This window comes from Aeromonas allosaccharophila (assembly GCF_016026615.1).
In the GTDB taxonomy this organism is placed as follows: domain Bacteria; phylum Pseudomonadota; class Gammaproteobacteria; order Enterobacterales; family Aeromonadaceae; genus Aeromonas; species Aeromonas allosaccharophila.
In genome coordinates this window covers 3,065,406-3,083,025 of record NZ_CP065745.1, presented here as the reverse complement: position 1 = coordinate 3,083,025, position 17,620 = coordinate 3,065,406, and the positions used below count along the sequence as shown (strand labels likewise).

Genomic DNA, 17,620 nt, shown 5'->3' with positions numbered 1-17,620 from the left:
TTGGTACCCATGATTAGCACACTGCTTACCAAGATTATCGGCAGCCGGAACGACAGAACGCTCAAGGCTTTGCGCAAAATTGTAAAACAGATCAATGCCATGGAGCCGCAGTTCGAGGCTCTGTCCGATGCCGAGTTGCAGGCCAAAACGGCCGAATACCGTCAGCGTATCGAGCAGGGTGAAACCCTGGAGCAGTTGCTGCCGGAAGCGTTCGCGACCGTGCGTGAAGCCTCCAAGCGGGTGTTCGGTATGCGTCACTTCGACGTGCAGCTGATCGGCGGCATGGTGCTGAACTCCAACCGCATCGCGGAAATGAAGACCGGTGAAGGTAAGACCCTGACCGCAACCCTGCCAGCTTACCTGAACGCCCTGAGTGGCCGTGGTGTGCACGTGGTAACGGTGAACGACTACCTGGCCAAGCGTGATGCGGAAGCGAACCGTCCGCTGTTTGCCTTCCTCGGCATGACCGTCGATTGCAACGTGCCCGGTATGGATGCGTCCCAGAAGCGTGACGCCTACGCCGCCGACATCACCTACGGTACCAACAACGAATTCGGTTTTGACTACCTGCGCGACAACATGGCGTTCTCGCCGGAGCAGCGCGTCCAGCGTCCGCTTAACTACGCGCTGGTGGATGAAGTTGACTCGGTGCTTATCGATGAAGCCCGTACTCCGCTGATCATCTCCGGTCCGGCCGAAGACAGCTCCGAGCTCTATATTCGCGTCAACAAGCTGATCCCGCTGCTGGTCAAGCAGGACAAGGAAGACACCGAAGAGTACACCGGCGACGGTCACTACACGGTGGACGAGAAGAACCGTCAGGCCCTGCTGACCGAAAACGGCCAGATCTTCGTGGAAGAGCTGCTCAAGAAAGAGGGGCTGCTGGACGAGAACGACTCGCTGTTCTCCGCCTCCAATATCAGCCTGCTGCACCACGTCAACGCCGGTCTGCGTGCTCACACTCTGTTCGAGCGCAACGTGGACTACATCGTCCAGAAAGACGAGATCGTCATCGTCGACGAGCACACCGGCCGTACCATGCCGGGTCGTCGCTGGTCTGATGGTCTGCATCAGGCTGTTGAAGCGAAGGAAGGGGTGAAGATCCAGAACGAGAACCAGACGCTGGCTTCCATCACCTTCCAGAACTACTTCCGCCTCTACAACAAGCTGGCGGGGATGACCGGTACTGCAGATACCGAAGCCTTTGAATTCCAGCAGATTTATGGCCTGGATACCGTGGTTATCCCGACCAACAAGCCGATGGTGCGCAAAGACATGGGCGATCTGGTCTACCTGACCGCCAATGAGAAGTATGCCGCCATCGTCGAAGATATCCGTGGTTGCGTTTCCCGTGGTCAGCCGGTGCTGGTGGGTACCGTCTCCATCGAGAACTCCGAGCTGCTCTCCGGCATCCTGACCAAGGAGAACATTCCGCACAAGGTGCTGAACGCCAAGTTCCACGCCATGGAAGCGGAGATCGTCGCTCAGGCTGGCCAGATTGGTGCGGTCACCATCGCCACCAACATGGCCGGTCGTGGTACCGACATTGTGCTGGGTGGCAACTGGCAGGCAGAGATTGCCAAGCTGGAAAATCCGACCAGCGAGCAGATTGCCGAGTTGAAAGCCGCCTGGCAGGTGCGTCATGATGAAGTGCTGGCCGCCGGTGGTCTGCACATTATCGGTACCGAGCGTCACGAATCCCGTCGTATCGACAACCAGCTGCGCGGCCGTTCCGGTCGTCAGGGTGACCCGGGTTCTTCCCGTTTCTACCTCTCCATGGAAGATACCCTGATGCGGATCTTCGCCTCCGATCGCGTGACCGGCATGATGAAGAAGCTGGGCATGGAAGAGGGCGAAGCCATCGAGCACCCGTGGGTCACCAAGGCGATCGAAAATGCCCAGCGCAAGGTGGAAGGTCGCAACTTCGACATCCGCAAGAGCTTGCTGGAGTTTGATGACGTTGCCAACGACCAGCGCAAGGTGGTCTACGAGCAGCGCAACGAGCTGCTGGATACCAACGACATCTCCGAGACCATCCATGTTATCCGTGACGACGTGTACGGCGCGGTGATCGACGAGTACATTCCGCCCCAGTCTCTGGAAGAGATGTGGGAGGTGCCGGGTCTGGAAGCGCGCCTGAAGGCCGACTTCGCGCTGGATCTGCCGCTGCAGCAGTGGCTGGCGGAAGATGACAAGCTGTATGAAGAGAAACTGCGCGAGCGCATTCTGGACGAAGCCACCAAGCTCTATGCCCACAAGGAAGAGCTGGTCGGCAAAGAGGTGCTGCGCAACTTCGAGAAAGCGGTGATGCTGCAAACTCTGGATGGTCTGTGGAAAGAGCATCTGGCGGCCATGGATCACCTGCGTCAGGGCATCCATCTGCGCGGTTACGCTCAGAAGAACCCCAAGCAGGAGTACAAGCGCGAATCCTTCGATCTGTTCACCCAGATGCTGGAAACCCTCAAGCGCGACGTGGTCAGCATCCTGAGCCGTGTTCAAGTGCAGGAGCGCGATGTGGAGGCGATGGAAGAGCAGCAGCGCCAGCAGGCGGAAGCCGCTCCACGTACCTACACCCACGCCGCCGCAGAGAGCCAGCTGGCCGATGAGGAGGCCACAGGCGAAGAGGGTCACACCACCTTCGTGCGCGATGAGCAGAAGATCGGCCGCAACGATCCCTGCCCGTGCGGCTCCGGCAAGAAGTACAAGCATTGCCACGGTCAGTTGACCTGATCGACGCAGTGCCATGACAAGGCGGGCCCGGTGCCCGCCTTGTTTTTGTCAGAGGGTGGCAAAGTCACAGTGGTGGCGCCACTTGGCGAAGGGTTATCGGATATCAGGCATCATCGGCCGTTCACCCAGCCGGAGGTTGGGCGCATCGAACGGCCCGGTCAGGCATAGTGTGCAAAGGTAACAAGATGGAACAGAAAAAGCGGATCTGGGTGGCGGTTGGCGTCATCGAGAATGAACAGGGCGATATCTTCATCGCCAGACGCTCCTCCGATCGCCATCAGGGGGATCGCTGGGAGTTTCCCGGTGGCAAGGTGGAGTCGGGCGAGGATCTGCTCACCGCGCTGGATCGGGAGCTGTGGGAAGAGATCGGTATCCGGGTACAGGATTGCGCTCCCTTCATGGAGTTGCAGCACGACTACCCCGAGAAGCAGGTGTTGCTGGATATCTGGAAGGTGACCCGTTTCAGCGGCGAACCGTTCGGCAAGGAGGGGCAGGAGTGTCTGTGGGTGCCGGTGGCAGAGCTGCACAACTACCACTTCCCCGATGCCAATGGCCCGATTGTGGCGCGGCTACAGGGCCTGCTGGCTTGAACCGGTAGCAATCAACAAGCATCAAAAAAGGGCCCATCGGCCCTTTTTTCATATTGCAGAGGTGAGTGACCACTGGCTTATAGCCACTGATCGCCCTCTTCCGGCTCCGGTAGCAGATCCGGGTTGATCTCCCCCGGAATGCGCTTCTCTTCATCGGCCCATTCGCCGAGATCGATCAGCTGGCAGCGCTTGCTGCAGAAGGGGCGAAACGGACTCTGCGGGCCCCATTCCAGCTCGGTTTGGCAAGTCGGGCATTTGACCTTGGTGACCATCAGGATGTCTCCTTAGCAGCAGGCAAGCTGGAACGTCACATCGCCAATCGGTTGTTCTGCGGTGGGCAGAAAGCGCAGGGCGAAGCGGTTCTTGTGGCCGCTCAGGGTCGGGTAGCAGAACAGATTGCCCGGCAGCTTGATGCGGATAAGCTCGGCGCTCTCGGCGGTGTCCTGGAAGAAACCGTTACTGGCAACCTGCTCACTGAAACTGCCTGACTCACGCCACAGGCGCAGCAACAGGGTGATGGCATTCATCAGCAGGTTGATGTCGCTCAGCCACCCCTGCATCTGCTGGTGACGGGTGATGGCCGGAGTACCGAGCCAGTGGTGCAGCTGCGGCACATCGAAGGCACACAGGCCACCGGGGATGGAGAAACGCTGGCGGATGGAGCCGAGCAGACGATCCTCTTTCAGGCGGGCGCCCGGGCGTGGCGAGTTGAGCAGGTTGCGGGAGAGCTGGCTGCTCTCTTGCTGCATCTGCTTGATCTGTTCCAGATCGACATCGGGCAGGCTGGCCCAGTGGCTCAGACGCTGGCCGAGACGCTCCAGATCCTTGATGAGATCGGCGCGCAGGTCACCACGCTCCAGCAACTCCTGCAGATCGAACAGCCCCTTGAAGAAGGCGATATGTGCCCAGGATTGTTCACTCTCCAGATTGTCGCGGATCTGGGAAAACAGGGACTCCAGACGAAGATAGGTCCGGCTTTTTTCATTGAGGGGGAAATCGTAAATCATGCCTAATCCTGGCCAGCCATAAACCGGCCTAGTGTACTCACACTTGGCGGGCTTGTTGAGAGGCAATTGCCAGATATGTCTCGTGCAGCGCCAAAATCCGCGTTTTAATCGCCATTTCGCTGCCATTGTGGTTTTCGATGACATCATCCGCCGCGGCAAGGCGCTCCGACCGGCTCGTCTGGGCGGCGATGATGGCCCGGGCCTGCTCGGCCGATACCCCATCCCGGCGGCAGGTGCGCTCAATCTGGGTGGCTTCATCCACATCGATCACCAGCACCCGATTGGCGAGGCCGGTGAGTTTGTTCTCCACCAGCAGTGGCACCACCAGCAGGCAGTAAGGTGAGCGGGCTGCGGCACACTGGCGCAGCATTTCGCTGCGAATAAGCGGGTGAAGCAGGGCATTGAGCCACTCTTTGGCCTGTGGGTCGCTAAAGACCCGCTCGCGCAGGGTGCGGCGGTCGAGTTGACCGCTCGGCTCAATCACATCCGGGCCAAAATGGTCGGCGATGGCGGCAAGGGCCGGGGTGCCCGGCTCAACGACTTCGCGGGCGATCACATCGGCATCCACTACCTCGATACCCAGCGCGGCAAACTGATTGGCGATAGTGGTCTTGCCGCTGCCGATACCACCTGTGATAGCAACTACATACATGGGGGCCTCTTGCTCAAAGCAGGGTAGAGAGATACCAGCGGGTGATGGTATCGCCCCACAACAGGGCGATCCAGCCCGCGATAGCGAGGTAGGGGCCGAAAGGGATGGGCTTGCCCTGATGGTGTTTGTGCAAGGCGATCAGGCTGATGCCGATCACCGCGCCGACCAGGGATGAGAGCAGCAGAATAATGGGCAGCGCCTGCCAACCGAGCCAGGCGCCGAGGGCTGCCAGCAGCTTGAAGTCGCCATAACCCATCCCCTCCTTGCCGGTGAGCAGCTTGAAGGCCCAGTAGAGGCTCCAGAGCACCAGATAGCCCGCCATAGCACCGATCACGGCATCCGCCAGCGGCACGAAGCCACCTGCCAAATTGAACAGCAGCCCGCCCCACAGGAGTGGCAGGGTGAGCTGGTCTGGCAGCAACATCTTGTCGAGATCGATAAAGGTGAGGGCGACCAGTACCCAGGTGAGCAGCAGGGCGGCCAGCGTGCTCCATCCCGGTGTAATCACCATAGCAACAGCCACCGAGAGCAGGGCGGTCAGCAGCTCTACCAGCGGATAGCGGGCCGAGATGGGGGCCTGACAGTCACGGCAACGCCCTTTGAGCCAGAGCCAGCTCAGCAGTGGGATGTTTTCGAGCGCAGTGATGGCGTGACCACAGTGAGGGCATGCGGATCGCGGTACCATCAGGTTGTAGTGCTCTGGCGCAGTGGCCTCCTCATCGGGGGCGAAGTAGCTGCGATACTCGGCCTGCCACTCCTGCTCCAGCATGATGGGCAGGCGATGGATTACCACGTTAAGGAAACTGCCGATCATCAGGGAGAAGAGAAAAACCAGCGAGAAGTAGAGCCAGGGCAAGCCGTGAGCCAGCTCGAGAAGAAGTGTCATAACCAACCGTCAGTCATTAAATGAGGGGGAGGGTATGGCGGTGGTGCCATGCCCTGATGAATCAGCCTACCACGTCGCCCAGCTTGAAGATGGGCAGGTACATGGCGATAACCATGCCGCCGACCAGCACCCCGAGCACCACCATGATAAGGGGTTCCAGCAGGCTGGTGAGACCATCGACCAGATCATCCACCTCCTGCTCGAAGATGGTGGCGACCTTGGAGAGCATATCATCGATGGCACCGGACTCCTCACCGATCATCACCATCTGGATCACCATGTCGGGGAAGAGATCGACGGTACGCATCGCCACGTTGATCTGCATACCGGCTACTACCTCGTTGCGGATCGCCATGACCGCGGTGCGATAGACATAGTTGCCGGAGGCTCCGGCCGCCGAAATCAGCGCATCCACCAGTGGAATACCGGCGGAGAAGGTGGTCGACAGGGTGCGGGCAAAGCGAGCCATCGCCGCCTTGTGCAGGATCATCCCGACCACCGGAATGGTGAGTACAAACTTGTCGGTGTTGTCTCTCACCTTCTGGGAGGCGCGCCAGGCTCGCACATAGAGGAAGATGCCAAGGGCTGAGCCACCAAAGAAGACATACCACCAGTTCTGCATAAAGCGTGAGATACCGATGACAAACTGGGTGAACACTGGCAGCTCGGCACCGAAGCTTTTGAAGATATCCTCGAACTGCGGAATGACGAACAGCAACAGGATGGAGGTCACCACAATGGCGACCAGAATGACCATGGTGGGGTAGAACATCGCCTTCTTGATCTTCGACTTGAGTGCTTCCGATTTCTCCCGGTAAGTGGCGATACGGTCGTAGATGGTCTCCAGCGCACCGGATTGCTCACCGGCTTCCACCAGATCGCAGTAGAGATCGTCAAAGTAGCGGGGGTGACGGCGCAGCGCCTCCGACATGGGGGTACCGGTCTCTACATCGGCGGCAATCTGCCCCATCAGCTCGCGCATCGAGGCTTTCTCGTGGCTGCGGGCGATGATCTGCAGGCTCTGCACCAGTGGTACACCGGCGGAGAGCATGGTGGTGATCTGGCGGGAGACGATGGCGATATCCATCGGTTTGATCTTGGCTCCGCCCTTGGAAAAGAGCCCCTGGGATTTCTTGGCCACCTTGGTGACGTTGACCCCCTGCTTGCGCAGTTCGGCCTTGACGGTGTTGATGCTGTCGGCCTGCAGCTCGCCGGAGACCTTCTGCCCCTTGCGGTTTACCCCGTGCCAGCGGAAGGCGAAGACTTTCTTGGGGGCATTGTTCTTCTTGGTTAGGGTTGCCATCTTTGCATCCTGCAATTGGGTCGGGCGCCAGCCCTTATGACACAAACGTCCGATGACGCTGCGTGAATCCTGTTTCCCTGCGCGAATGTCCGATTACGCCACGCTAATCGAACCTACGCACCGAGTGTTAGCGGCGACTGTTTCGCCACGCGAATTAGTTGGTGGTAACCCGGTTGACCTCGGCCAGACTGGTGACCCCGAGTCGGGCCTTCTCAAGCCCCGAGGTTCGCAGAGTCCGCATCCCCTCTTTCTGGGCAATCGCGGCGATTTGCAGCGAGTTAGCCCCCTGCATGATCAATTTGGCGATGTTCTCCGACATCAACATGATTTCGTAGATGCCGACCCGCCCCTTGTAGCCGCCGGAACACTCCTTGCAACCGACCGGTTTGAACAGTCGTAATCCGGCCGCCAGTTGCTGTGGGGTAAAGCCCAGCTCCAGCAGTTCGGCTTCTGGCACCACCTCCGGCGCCTTGCAGTGGTCGCACAGCTTACGGGCCAGCCGCTGGGCCATGATCAGGGTCACCGAGGAGGCGATGTTGAAGGCGGGCACCCCCATGTTCATCATCCGGGTCAGGGTCTCGGCGGCGGAGTTGGTGTGCAGGGTGGAGAGCACCAGGTGGCCGGTTTGGGCTGCCTTGATGGCGATTTCGGCGGTTTCGAGATCGCGGATCTCCCCCACCATCACCACGTCCGGGTCTTGCCGCAAGAAGGAGCGCAGGGCGCTGGCAAAGGTGAGCCCCGCCTTGGGGTTGACCTGCACCTGGTTGACGCCGGGCAAGTTGATCTCTACCGGATCTTCGGCGGTGGAGATGTTCACCTCAGTGGTGTTGAGAATATTGAGACCGGTATAGAGCGAGACGGTTTTACCCGAGCCGGTGGGGCCGGTCACCAGGATCATCCCCTGCGGCTTGGAGAGGGCACGCAGATATTGCGCCTTCTGCCGGTCGTCAAAGCCGAGTTGTTCGATATTGAGCCGCGCAGCGGAGGAGTCGAGCAGACGGATCACGATCTTCTCCCCCCACATGGTGGGCAGGGTGTTGACCCGCATATCCATCGACTTGTTGCGCGACAGCTTCAGCTTGATGCGGCCATCCTGCGGCAGCCGCCGCTCGGCGATATCGAGCCGCGCCATTACCTTGAGGCGGGCGGAGAAGCGGTTGGCCAGATTGACCGGCGGGGTGGCGATCTCGTGCAAGATGCCGTCGATGCGAAAGCGTACCCGATACTTAAACTCGTAGGGTTCGAAGTGCAGGTCGGAGGCGCCGCGCTTGATGGCATCCATCATGATCTTGTTGATGTACTTGACGATGGGGGCATCGTCATCGGCAGTATTGACGCTCTCGTCGAGCCGACTGTTCTCGTCGGAGACCTCGAGATCCGAAATCTCGGACTCGTCGATATCTTCCATGCCGAGGGCGTCGTTCTCGTTCTCCAGCAGCTTGGCTATGGCGGCGGTGAGCTTGTTTTCCTCTACCAGCAGCGCCTCGGTATGGAGCCCGAAGCTGAAGCCGAAATCCTCCAGTGCCGACACATTGGTCGGATCCGACATGGCGATATAGAGGGTATGGCCCTGGGTGTAGATGGGCAGGACGTGGTGCTTGTCGATCAGCTTTTGATTGAGGAACTTCTGCGGGATCTCGGCCAAATCGAAGGCGGCAAGATCCAGCAGAGGTACCCCATACTCCAGCTCGCAAAAATCGGCCAATGCCTTGCTGTCGAGGATGTTGTTCTCGATCAGAAAGGTCACAAAGGGTTTGCGCTGGGCCTTGGCCTGGCTCAGATAGCGCTGGGAGTCCTCTTCACTAATGAGGGAAGAGGCGGCCAGGCTTAACGCCAAGCCGCTATTAGGGCTAGAGGTCATAAATTAGGAGCAATTTGCCCCTGAGATGGAACCCCACGAAACTTTGCCGTTATTAGCGTCTCTGGTGCCAGAAAGAGAACATACCATGTTATTGATAGCCGCGGTGCCGGTTCCAGTCACTGTTGCTGTCCCTGCGCTGGTAATTGAGCCAGCTACGCTCGTGACATATGTTGAAGCTGCACCTGACGCGCTGCATGGAAGTGTGCTTGTTTGAGAGCATATTTCCAACTCTGTTTTGACCTGCCCCATTGCAGTGGTTAATTCGGTAGCCTTCGCTTTTAGGGTGTAACTCTGATACGCCGGCAGTGCCACCGCCGCCAGAATAGCCACGATCGCGACCACGATCATCAGTTCAATAAGGGTAAAACCCGATTGTTTCTTCATTTCAAATGTCCTTTTATCCTTGGTTCCTGGGAAGTGCCGGTAGAAAACCATCCGCACGTCAGTATCTTATCCGAGCTGTCAGGGGTGGCAACAGAGATTGCTGTCTTTGTTAACCACTTTTCTATCATTTATCAAAAACATGATATAAATCATAAAATAAGAGGCTTCTAACGACTCTTTTTCATGGGGGGAAGCGGGTCCGTCATCACACTCCTTTGCCGAGGGATCCTGCTTAAAGAAAAGGCGCCTATGGCGCCTTTTGCAAGTTGTTTATCCGGTTATATCGAGTGTTTGCTCAAGCCTGTGGGGGGAATCTCACTGCTGGATAAAACGCATGGAGAGATCGAGCGCCCGCACATGTTTGGTGAGCGCCCCGACAGAGATAAAGTCGACACCGGTGGCGGCAAATTCAGCCAGGGTGTCCAGCGTCACATTGCCGGAGACTTCCAGCTTGGCACGGCCCTGATTGATTGCGACGGCTTCCCGCATCATGGTCACGTCGAAGTTATCCAGCATCACGATATCGGCCTGTGCCGCCAGCGCCTGCTCAAGCTCTGCCAGCGATTCGACCTCCACCTCGACCGGCTTGCCCGGATTGAGATGACGAGCCTCATTAATCGCCTCGGCGATGCCGCCGCAGGCGAGGATGTGGTTCTCTTTGATGAGGTAGGCGTCATAGAGGCCGATGCGGTGATTCTTGCCGCCGCCGCAGGTGACCGCGTACTTCTGGGCCGTGCGCAGCCCGGGGACGGTCTTGCGGGTGTCGAGCAGACGGCAGTCGGTGCCTTCCAGTTCTGCCACATAACGGGCGGTGAGGGTGGCAACGCCGGAGAGGGTCTGGACAAAGTTCAGCGCATTGCGTTCGCCGGTCAGCAGCAAGCGGGCAGGGCCATGGAGGCGGAACAGCTCCTGATTGGGGGAGAGCACTTCCCCATCCTGCACCTTCCACTCCACCTTCACGTCGCCGCCCAGCTGGGTGAACACTTCATCCACCCAGGGCTGGCCGCAGAATACACCGGCTTCGCGGGTGATAACCCGGGCGCTGGCAATCCGATCGGCCGGGATCAGCTGGGCGGTGATATCGGCGCTGGCGTCCGGTTGGTCCAGCGTGGTGAGGGCATCGCCCAGATCTTCGAGTAGTGCGGCGCGCACGGCGCGGCTGACATCCTGTTGAAACATGCCTTATTCCTGCAAGGGTCTGAGCAGCAACTGCCGCTCCTTTTGAACCAGCTCCAGCCGACCGAGGGCGTTCATGCCAACCAGCACTTCGTCACCGTCTGCCGCCGGATTGATAAAGATGGCCAGATCGTACAAGGTCAATGGCCCCATCGCCAGCGTTTCGATGGTGCCGTTGCCGACCCGGATCTGCCCCGCGGCGGTATTGACCTGGCTGCTGCCATGAGCGGTCAGGCCGAGCCGCTCGGCAACCTGCTGCGGGATGGTGATGCGGGTGGCGCCGGTATCGAGCAGCAGTTGCACCGGCTGACCGTTGATGGCACCCTCCAGACGATAGTGGCCGCTCTGGTCGGCCCGCAGCAACAGCTCGCCGCTGGCGGTGACGCTCGGCTGGTTGCGGGAGTGAAAATAGAGGGTCAGCAGGCCCATCAGAGAGAGCCAGGCCAGTAACCACATCCAGCGTGCCGTGTGCTGCATACCCCATCCATATCGAGCGAAAGATGACTCAGCCTAACATACCATTTCCCGTTGATTCAGTGAGTTGGTGCTGGCTTGTCCATCACATCTCATCTTTTCGCCATTAATCAGCCAACTCGAGTAGCCGATGACTCAACTCGCTTCGCAACCTTGCTTTTCTATCGATGCCGCTGGCTGGTGCCAGCAGGCGCGTCGGGTGCCTTCCCCCCATCACAACGAACGGGCCGCGCCGGGCGATATCTCCCTGCTGGTGGTGCATGGCATCAGCCTGCCGCCGGGGGAGTTTGGTGGCCCCTTTATCGATGATCTCTTTATGGGGCGGCTCGACCCCGAGGCTCACCCCTATTTTGCCGGTATTCATCAGTTGCGGGTCTCGGCCCACTGCCTGATCCGCCGTGATGGCGAGCTGGTGCAGTATGTGCCGTTCGGCGCGCGCGCCTGGCATGCGGGAGTATCGAGCTGGCAGGGGAGGGAGGCGTGCAATGACTTCTCCATCGGTATCGAGCTGGAAGGGACTGACGAGACCCCTTATACCGAGGCCCAGTACCGGGCGCTGGCGGGGCTCACCCGAGCCATCTCAGAGCGCTATCCGGCTATCACCCATGAAAAAATTGTCGGCCATTGTGACATCGCACCAGGGCGCAAGACGGATCCCGGAGCCAGTTTTCAGTGGGATTACTACCGGCAGCTGCTAAACAGCTAAAGTAATTATTCAAATTTAGTTTGGATTTTAAAATCAATGGCTTGCCGATCTGGCAGGCCATTTTCGTCTCTGGTTGCGCAAATGTTATTTGTGAGCGCCGTCAAGAATATTGGTCAGACCATTTTCTATGAGCTAAATCATGTTTGCCCTGTTTTACCCCTTAAGTGGTGGGGGTGATTCTTGACTCAGATCATCTTTTGGGTGGACTTTTCAAAAGGGCTCTGCTAATTTTCGCCCCATCCATGAAATTGGTAATACCAATTTAACAAAGTAGCCTCATGCCCTATCGCAAGATTACGCAACCCAAGTTGGCCGACTCCATTGTCGCCGAGCTGGAACAGATGATTCTGGAAGGCAGCCTGCAGCCGGGGCAGAAATTGCCTCCCGAGCGGGAACTCGCCATCCAGTTTCAGGTATCGCGCCCCTCGCTGCGCGAAGCCATCCAGCGGCTGGAAGCGCGCGGGTTGCTTTATCGCCGTCAGGGCGGCGGCACTTACGTGCAGAATGCCCTGAGCAAGGGGATGGCCGATCCCCTGTTCGAACTGCTCAGTACCCACCCGGAAGCCCGGTATGACCTGCTGGAGTTTCGCCATGCGCTGGAAGGCATCTGTGCCTACTACGCGGCCTTGCGGGGAACCGGGTCTGATTTCGAGCGCATTCGTCAGGTGCAAACCGCCATCGAAGAGGCGGGCCAGTCGGGCTCGCTGGTGGCCGAATCGGCAGCCGTGACCCAGTTCTATCTGGCGGTGGCCGAGGCGTCCCACAACGTGGTGCTGCTGCACCTGCTGCGGGCCATGAGCCCGATGCTCGAGCAGAACATTCTGCAGAATAACGAGATTTTGAATCGCCGCCCGGGAGTGGTAGCCAAGATACGTCGCCATCGCGCGAATCTGATCGAGGCTATTCTTTCGGGGGCTCCGGAGCGGGCCAGAACAGCTTGTCATGAGCATCTGGCCTTTATCGAGGACACCTTGTTGGATATGCAGAGGGAAGACAGCCGGATCCAGCGATCCATGCGTCGGATCCGTCAGCAGGAAAACTAATCCCACAAGGCTTTATTGTCGAATGCTTGCGCCTTTTGCCGTGCAATGCCGTGCAATCACAACAAAATAGGAACCAGCCATGTCTGATATCCTGAAGAACGATGTGGACCCGATAGAAACGCTGGAGTGGCTTGCCTCTCTGGAATCCCTGCTGCGTGAAGAGGGTCCGCAACGCGCTCAGTTCATCCTTGAACAGTTGGCCGAGAAAGCCCGTGTAAGCGGTGTGGACGTGGCTGCCAAGGCAAATCGCGATTACATCAACACCATCCCGTCCAGCGACGAGCCGGACTACCCGGGCGACCTGGAGATGGAGCGCCGCATTCGCGCCATCATCCGCTGGAACGCCATGATGATCGTGCTGCGCGCGTCCAAGAAAGACCTGGACCTGGGTGGTCACATGTCTTCCTTCGCTTCTTCTGCGACCATCTATGATGTCTGCTTCAACCACTTCTTCCGTGCTCGCAACGAGAAGGATGGTGGTGACCTGGTTTACTTCCAGGGTCACATCTCCCCGGGCATCTATGCTCGCGCCTTCGCTGAAGGTCGTCTGACCGAAGAGCAGCTGGACAACTTCCGTCAGGAAGTGGACGGCAAGGGTATCCCTTCCTATCCGCACCCGAAACTGATGCCGGACTTCTGGCAGTTCCCGACCGTATCCATGGGGCTGGGCCCCATCGCCGCCATCTATCAGGCTCGCTTCCTGAAGTACCTGACCGACCGTGGTATCAAGGATTGCTCCGAGCAGACCGTTTACGCCTTCCTGGGTGACGGCGAGATGGATGAGCCGGAAGCCAAAGGCGCCCTGACCGTTGCCGTGCGTGAAAAGCTCGACAATCTGGTGTTCGTGGTCAACTGCAACCTGCAGCGTCTGGATGGTCCGGTTGTCGGTAACGGCAAGGTCATCAACGAGCTGGAAGGCCTGTTCGCTGGCGCCGGTTGGGATGTCACCAAGGTCATCTGGGGTCGCAAGTGGGATGAGCTGCTGAAGAAAGACACTTCCGGCAAGCTGATCCAGCTGATGAACGAGACCGTGGATGGTGACTACCAGACCATGAAGTCCCGCGACGGTGGCTACATCCGCGAGCACTTCTTCAACCGTTATCCGGAAACTGCCGCGCTGGTCAAAGATATGACCGACGAGGAAATTTTCGCTCTGAACCGCGGCGGTCACGATCCCCGCAAACTGTTCGCTGCGTTCAACAAGGCGACCCAGACCAAGGGCAAGCCGACTGTTATTCTGGCCAAGACCATCAAGGGTTACGGCATGGGTGAAGCGGCTGAAGGCAAGAACATCGCTCACCAGGTCAAGAAGATGGAGCTGGACTCCGTGCGTCACCTGCGTGACCGCTTCAACCTGCCGGTGGCCGACGAGCAGCTGGCCGATCTGCCTTACCTGAAGATCGAAGCCGGTTCTGCCGAGCACAAATACCTGCACGACCGTCGCGCTGCCCTGAAAGGCTATCTGCCGACCCGTCTGCGCGAAAGCACCACCAAGCTGGAAATCCCGGCGCTGGATGCCTTCGGCCCGCTGTTGGGTGAGCAGGCGCGCGAAATCTCCACCACCATGGCGTTCGTGCGTTCCCTGAACGTGATGCTGAAAGACAAGTCCATCGGCAAGCGCATTGTGCCGATCCTGGCTGACGAAGCCCGTACCTTCGGTATGGAAGGTCTGTTCCGCCAGATCGGTATCTACAGCCCGCACGGTCAGCAATACACTCCGCAAGACCGCGACATCGTCTCCTACTACAAGGAAGACAAGCAGGGTCAGGTTCTGCAAGACGGTATCAACGAGCTGGGCGCCATGTCCTCCTGGCTGGCTGCTGCGACCTCTTACAGCACCAACGACTGCCCGATGATCCCGTTCTACATCTACTACTCCATGTTCGGCTTCCAGCGGATCGGCGACATGGCGTGGGCAGCCGGTGACCAGCAAGCCCGTGGCTTCCTGCTGGGTGCAACCTCCGGTCGTACCACTCTTAACGGAGAGGGCTTGCAGCACGAAGATGGTCACAGCCACATCCTGGCCGGCACCATCCCGAACTGCATCTCCTACGACCCGTCCTACGCCTATGAAGTGGCGGTGATCGTACAGGACGGCCTGCGCCGCATGTACGGTGAGAACCCGGAGAACGTGTTCTACTACATCACCACCCTGAACGAGAACTACGCCATGCCGGCCATGCCGGAAGGCGCCGAGGAAGGCATCCGCAAGGGTATCTACAAGCTGGAATCCGTCGCCGGTGCCAAGGCGAAAGTGCAGCTGCTGGGTTGTGGTTCCATCCTGGGTCACGTGCGCACTGCTGCCCAGATCCTGGCAAGCGAATATGGCGTGGGCTCCGACGTGTTCAGCGTCACCTCCTTCAACGAGCTGGCTCGTGATGGTCAGGATGCGGATCGCTGGAACATGCTGCACCCGACCGCCGAAGCTCGCGTACCGTACATCGCTCAGGTACTGGGTTCCGAAGCCACCATCGCTGCGACCGACTACATGAAGTCCTTCGCCGACCAGGTTCGCGCCTTCGTTCCGACCGAGAACTACCGCGTGCTGGGTACCGACGGTTACGGCCGTTCCGACAGCCGTGCCAACCTGCGTCGTCACTTCGAAGTGAACGAGTTCTACGTGGTGGTTGCTGCCCTGACCGAGCTGGCCAAGCGCGGCGAGATCGACAAGCAGGTTGTGGCCGATGCCATCGCCAAGTACGGCATCGATGCCGACAAGATCAACCCGCTGTACGCGTAAGTGGATCAAGGGGCGCGCCGTCATGCGGCGCGACCCTGCCAGGGTTTAAAACGGTTAACGCGAGATGTGCGTGGCGGCATCAGCCAGTTACGCGGATCGACGCAAGAGGATAAAGCACAATGTCCAAACAGATTATGGTGCCGGATATCGGCGCCGATGAAGTTGAAGTCACCGAGATCATGGTGGCCGTGGGTGACAAGGTCGAGCTGGACCAGTCCATCATCGCGGTAGAAGGCGACAAGGCCTCCATGGAAGTACCGGCCCCGTCCGCCGGTATCGTCAAAGAGATCCTGATCAAGGTAGGTGACAAGGTTGCCACCGGTTCCCAGATCATGATCTTTGAAGCGCAAGGCGCTGCTGCACCTGCAGAAGTGGCCGCTCCTGTTGCTGCAGCTCCGGCTGCCGCACCGGTCGCTGCCGCTCGCAAAGATGTCAATGTACCGGACATCGGTGGTGACGAAGTTGAAGTCACCGAGATCATGGTTGCCGTGGGCGACATGGTTGAAGCCGACCAATCCATCATCGCCGTGGAAGGTGACAAGGCCTCCATGGAAGTGCCTGCGCCGTTTGCCGGTCGCGTGGTCGAGATCAAGGTTGCCGCTGGCGCCAAGGTTTCTACCGGCTCTCTGGTAATGGTATTTGAAGTGGCTGGCGCGGCTCCTGCCGTTGCTGCTGCACCGGCTCAGGCTGCAGCTCCTGCCGCCGCCCCGGTTGCTGCTGGCGCGAAAGACGTCAACGTACCGGATATCGGTGGCGATGAAGTCGAAGTCACCGAGATCATGGTTGCTGTTGGTGACAAGGTTGAAGCCGACCAGTCCCTGATCGCCGTGGAAGGTGACAAGGCCTCCATGGAAGTGCCTGCGCCGTTCGCCGGTGTGGTCAAAGAGATCAAGGTGAAGGCGGGTGACAAGGTCTCCACCGGTTCCCTGATCATGGTGTTCGAAGTGGCTGGCGCTGCGCCTGTCGCCGCGCCGGTTGCTCAAGCTGCCGCTCCGGTCGCTGCTGCACCCGTTGCTGCTGCTCCGGCTCCGGTTGCTCAGGCTGCAGCCTCTTCCGATTTCGTTGCCAACGACGCTTACGTACACGCCTCTCCGGCGGTACGCCGTCTGGCGCGCGAGTTCGGCGTCAACCTGGCCAAGGTGAAAGCCTCCGGTCGCAAGGGCCGTATCGTCAAAGAAGACGTACAAGCCTACGTGAAGGATGCCATCAAGCGTGCCGAGTCCGCTCCTGCCTCTGCCGGCGTGGCCGGTGGCAACGGTCTGGGCGTACTGCCGTGGCCGAAAGTAGACTTCAGCAAGTTCGGTGATGTGGAAGAGGTCGAGCTGACCCGCATCCAGAAGATCTCTGGGCCGAACCTGCACCGCAACTGGGTCATGATCCCTCATGTCACCCAGTTCGACGAAGCCGATACCACCGAGCTGGAAGCGTTCCGCAAAGAGCAGAATGCGATGCTCGAGAAGCAGAAGGCAGACGTGAAGATCACCCCGCTGGTGTTCATCCTGAAAGCCGCCGCCAAGGCGCTGGAAGCTCACCCGCGCTTCTGCAGCTCCCTGTCCGAAGATGGCAGCAAGCTGATCATGAAGAAGTACATCCACATCGGTGTGGCGGTTGATACCCCCAACGGTCTGGTTGTGCCCGTGGTGCGCGATGTTAACAAGAAGGGCATCATGGAGCTGTCTCGCGATCTGGCCGAGATCTCCAAGAAGGCTCGTGCCGGCAAGCTGACCGCTGCCGACATGCAGGGCGGTTGCTTCACCATCTCCAGCCTGGGTGGCATCGGCGGTACCAGCTTTACCCCGATCGTCAACGCGCCGGAAGTGGCTATCCTCGGTGTCTCCAAATCCGAGATGAAGCCGAAGTGGAACGGCAAAGAGTTCGCGCCGCGCCTGATGCTGCCGCTGGCTCTGAGCTACGACCACCGCGTGATCGATGGTGCCGATGGAGCTCGCTTCATCACCACCATGAACGGCGTGCTGTCCGACATTCGTCGACTGGTCCTGTAAGTGAGAGGGCGGGCCCAGAGCCTGCCCTTTTTACTTCTCATTTCATTAACATGATCGTAAACTTG

15 protein-coding genes are annotated in these 17,620 nt (G+C 59.1%); 6 read left to right on the top strand and 9 right to left on the bottom strand.

Translation table 11 applies throughout. From position 1 onward, the window contains the following. Window positions 1-9: 9 nt before the first annotated feature. Together secA and mutT are read left to right on the top strand one after the other, a co-directional pair. Complete coding sequence (gene secA, locus I6G90_RS13980; RefSeq protein ID WP_197927996.1) at window positions 10-2,730, top strand: preprotein translocase subunit SecA; 2,721 nt, start codon at window positions 10-12, stop codon at window positions 2,728-2,730. Between the two features lie 185 nt (window positions 2,731-2,915). Then, window positions 2,916-3,320, top strand: a complete 405-nt coding sequence (gene mutT, locus I6G90_RS13975) for an 8-oxo-dGTP diphosphatase MutT (protein ID WP_197927995.1) — start codon at window positions 2,916-2,918, stop codon at window positions 3,318-3,320. 77 nt (window positions 3,321-3,397) lie between these two features. On the opposite strand, the gene yacG is transcribed toward mutT, so the two are convergent. From yacG to I6G90_RS13930, 9 genes are all read right to left on the bottom strand, one after another. After that, window positions 3,398-3,592 (bottom strand): DNA gyrase inhibitor YacG, encoded by a 195-nt coding sequence (yacG, locus tag I6G90_RS13970; RefSeq protein WP_033138127.1) that lies wholly within the window; start codon window positions 3,590-3,592, stop codon window positions 3,398-3,400. Between the two features lie 12 nt (window positions 3,593-3,604). Further along, the gene (gene zapD, locus I6G90_RS13965; RefSeq protein WP_042058692.1) at window positions 3,605-4,327 is read right to left on the bottom strand and encodes a cell division protein ZapD; all 723 of its coding nucleotides are present in this window, start codon (window positions 4,325-4,327) and stop codon (window positions 3,605-3,607) included. Window positions 4,328-4,364: 37 nt separating this feature from the next. Continuing rightward, on the bottom strand, window positions 4,365-4,979 hold the full coding sequence (gene coaE, locus I6G90_RS13960) for a dephospho-CoA kinase (protein ID WP_197927993.1): 615 nt from the start codon (window positions 4,977-4,979) through the stop codon (window positions 4,365-4,367). 13 nt (window positions 4,980-4,992) lie between these two features. Further along, window positions 4,993-5,865, bottom strand: a complete 873-nt coding sequence (locus I6G90_RS13955; protein ID WP_197927991.1) for a prepilin peptidase — start codon at window positions 5,863-5,865, stop codon at window positions 4,993-4,995. A 61-nt stretch (window positions 5,866-5,926) separates the two neighbouring features. Beyond that, on the bottom strand, window positions 5,927-7,168 hold the full coding sequence (locus tag I6G90_RS13950) for a type II secretion system F family protein (RefSeq protein ID WP_139406689.1): 1,242 nt from the start codon (window positions 7,166-7,168) through the stop codon (window positions 5,927-5,929). 154 nt (window positions 7,169-7,322) lie between these two features. Further along, window positions 7,323-9,029 carry a PilB family type IVa pilus assembly ATPase TapB gene (tapB, locus tag I6G90_RS13945; protein WP_197927989.1) on the bottom strand — a complete coding sequence of 569 codons (1,707 nt, stop codon included), beginning with the start codon at window positions 9,027-9,029 and terminating at the stop codon, window positions 7,323-7,325. A gap of 3 nt (window positions 9,030-9,032) precedes the next feature. Then, window positions 9,033-9,413 carry a pilin gene (locus I6G90_RS13940; RefSeq protein ID WP_197927987.1) on the bottom strand — a complete coding sequence of 127 codons (381 nt, stop codon included), beginning with the start codon at window positions 9,411-9,413 and terminating at the stop codon, window positions 9,033-9,035. Window positions 9,414-9,728: 315 nt separating this feature from the next. Then, window positions 9,729-10,592: a carboxylating nicotinate-nucleotide diphosphorylase gene (gene nadC, locus I6G90_RS13935; protein WP_197927985.1), complete on the bottom strand. Its 864-nt coding sequence runs from the start codon at window positions 10,590-10,592 to the stop codon at window positions 9,729-9,731. Window positions 10,593-10,595: 3 nt separating this feature from the next. After that, window positions 10,596-11,066, bottom strand: coding sequence for a retropepsin-like aspartic protease family protein (locus I6G90_RS13930; RefSeq protein WP_040068932.1), 471 nt, complete (start codon window positions 11,064-11,066; stop codon window positions 10,596-10,598). 127 nt (window positions 11,067-11,193) lie between these two features. On the opposite strand from I6G90_RS13930, the gene ampD reads away from it, so the two are divergent. The 4 genes from ampD to aceF all read left to right on the top strand — a co-directional run bounded on the left by ampD (window position 11,194) and on the right by aceF (window position 17,555). Beyond that, on the top strand, window positions 11,194-11,769 hold the full coding sequence (gene ampD / locus I6G90_RS13925; protein ID WP_197927983.1) for a 1,6-anhydro-N-acetylmuramyl-L-alanine amidase AmpD: 576 nt from the start codon (window positions 11,194-11,196) through the stop codon (window positions 11,767-11,769). 278 nt (window positions 11,770-12,047) lie between these two features. Continuing rightward, window positions 12,048-12,812, top strand: a complete 765-nt coding sequence (gene pdhR, locus I6G90_RS13920; RefSeq protein ID WP_058053405.1) for a pyruvate dehydrogenase complex transcriptional repressor PdhR — start codon at window positions 12,048-12,050, stop codon at window positions 12,810-12,812. 79 nt (window positions 12,813-12,891) lie between these two features. After that, on the top strand, window positions 12,892-15,552 hold the full coding sequence (gene aceE / locus I6G90_RS13915) for a pyruvate dehydrogenase (acetyl-transferring), homodimeric type (RefSeq protein ID WP_197927981.1): 2,661 nt from the start codon (window positions 12,892-12,894) through the stop codon (window positions 15,550-15,552). Between the two features lie 119 nt (window positions 15,553-15,671). Beyond that, window positions 15,672-17,555: a pyruvate dehydrogenase complex dihydrolipoyllysine-residue acetyltransferase gene (aceF, locus tag I6G90_RS13910; RefSeq protein ID WP_197927979.1), complete on the top strand. Its 1,884-nt coding sequence runs from the start codon at window positions 15,672-15,674 to the stop codon at window positions 17,553-17,555. Window positions 17,556-17,620: the final 65 nt, after the last annotated feature.

Bases quoted from the DNA above. Each gene is read 5' to 3' on its own strand.
- pdhR (WP_058053405.1), top strand. From the start codon at position 12,048: ATGCCCTATCGCAAGATTACGCAACCCAAGTTGGCCGACTCCATTGTC.
- zapD (WP_042058692.1), bottom strand. From the start codon at position 4,327: ATGATTTACGATTTCCCCCTCAATGAAAAAAGCCGGACCTATCTTCGT.
- I6G90_RS13930 (WP_040068932.1), bottom strand. From the start codon at position 11,066: ATGCAGCACACGGCACGCTGGATGTGGTTACTGGCCTGGCTCTCTCTG.
- secA (WP_197927996.1), top strand. From the start codon at position 10: ATGATTAGCACACTGCTTACCAAGATTATCGGCAGCCGGAACGACAGA.
- aceF (WP_197927979.1), top strand. From the start codon at position 15,672: ATGTCCAAACAGATTATGGTGCCGGATATCGGCGCCGATGAAGTTGAA.
- mutT (WP_197927995.1), top strand. From the start codon at position 2,916: ATGGAACAGAAAAAGCGGATCTGGGTGGCGGTTGGCGTCATCGAGAAT.
- I6G90_RS13940 (WP_197927987.1), bottom strand. From the start codon at position 9,413: ATGAAGAAACAATCGGGTTTTACCCTTATTGAACTGATGATCGTGGTC.
- coaE (WP_197927993.1), bottom strand. From the start codon at position 4,979: ATGTATGTAGTTGCTATCACAGGTGGTATCGGCAGCGGCAAGACCACT.
- ampD (WP_197927983.1), top strand. From the start codon at position 11,194: ATGACTCAACTCGCTTCGCAACCTTGCTTTTCTATCGATGCCGCTGGC.
- tapB (WP_197927989.1), bottom strand. From the start codon at position 9,029: ATGACCTCTAGCCCTAATAGCGGCTTGGCGTTAAGCCTGGCCGCCTCT.
- I6G90_RS13955 (WP_197927991.1), bottom strand. From the start codon at position 5,865: ATGACACTTCTTCTCGAGCTGGCTCACGGCTTGCCCTGGCTCTACTTC.
- aceE (WP_197927981.1), top strand. From the start codon at position 12,892: ATGTCTGATATCCTGAAGAACGATGTGGACCCGATAGAAACGCTGGAG.
- nadC (WP_197927985.1), bottom strand. From the start codon at position 10,592: ATGTTTCAACAGGATGTCAGCCGCGCCGTGCGCGCCGCACTACTCGAA.
- I6G90_RS13950 (WP_139406689.1), bottom strand. From the start codon at position 7,168: ATGGCAACCCTAACCAAGAAGAACAATGCCCCCAAGAAAGTCTTCGCC.
- yacG (WP_033138127.1), bottom strand. From the start codon at position 3,592: ATGGTCACCAAGGTCAAATGCCCGACTTGCCAAACCGAGCTGGAATGG.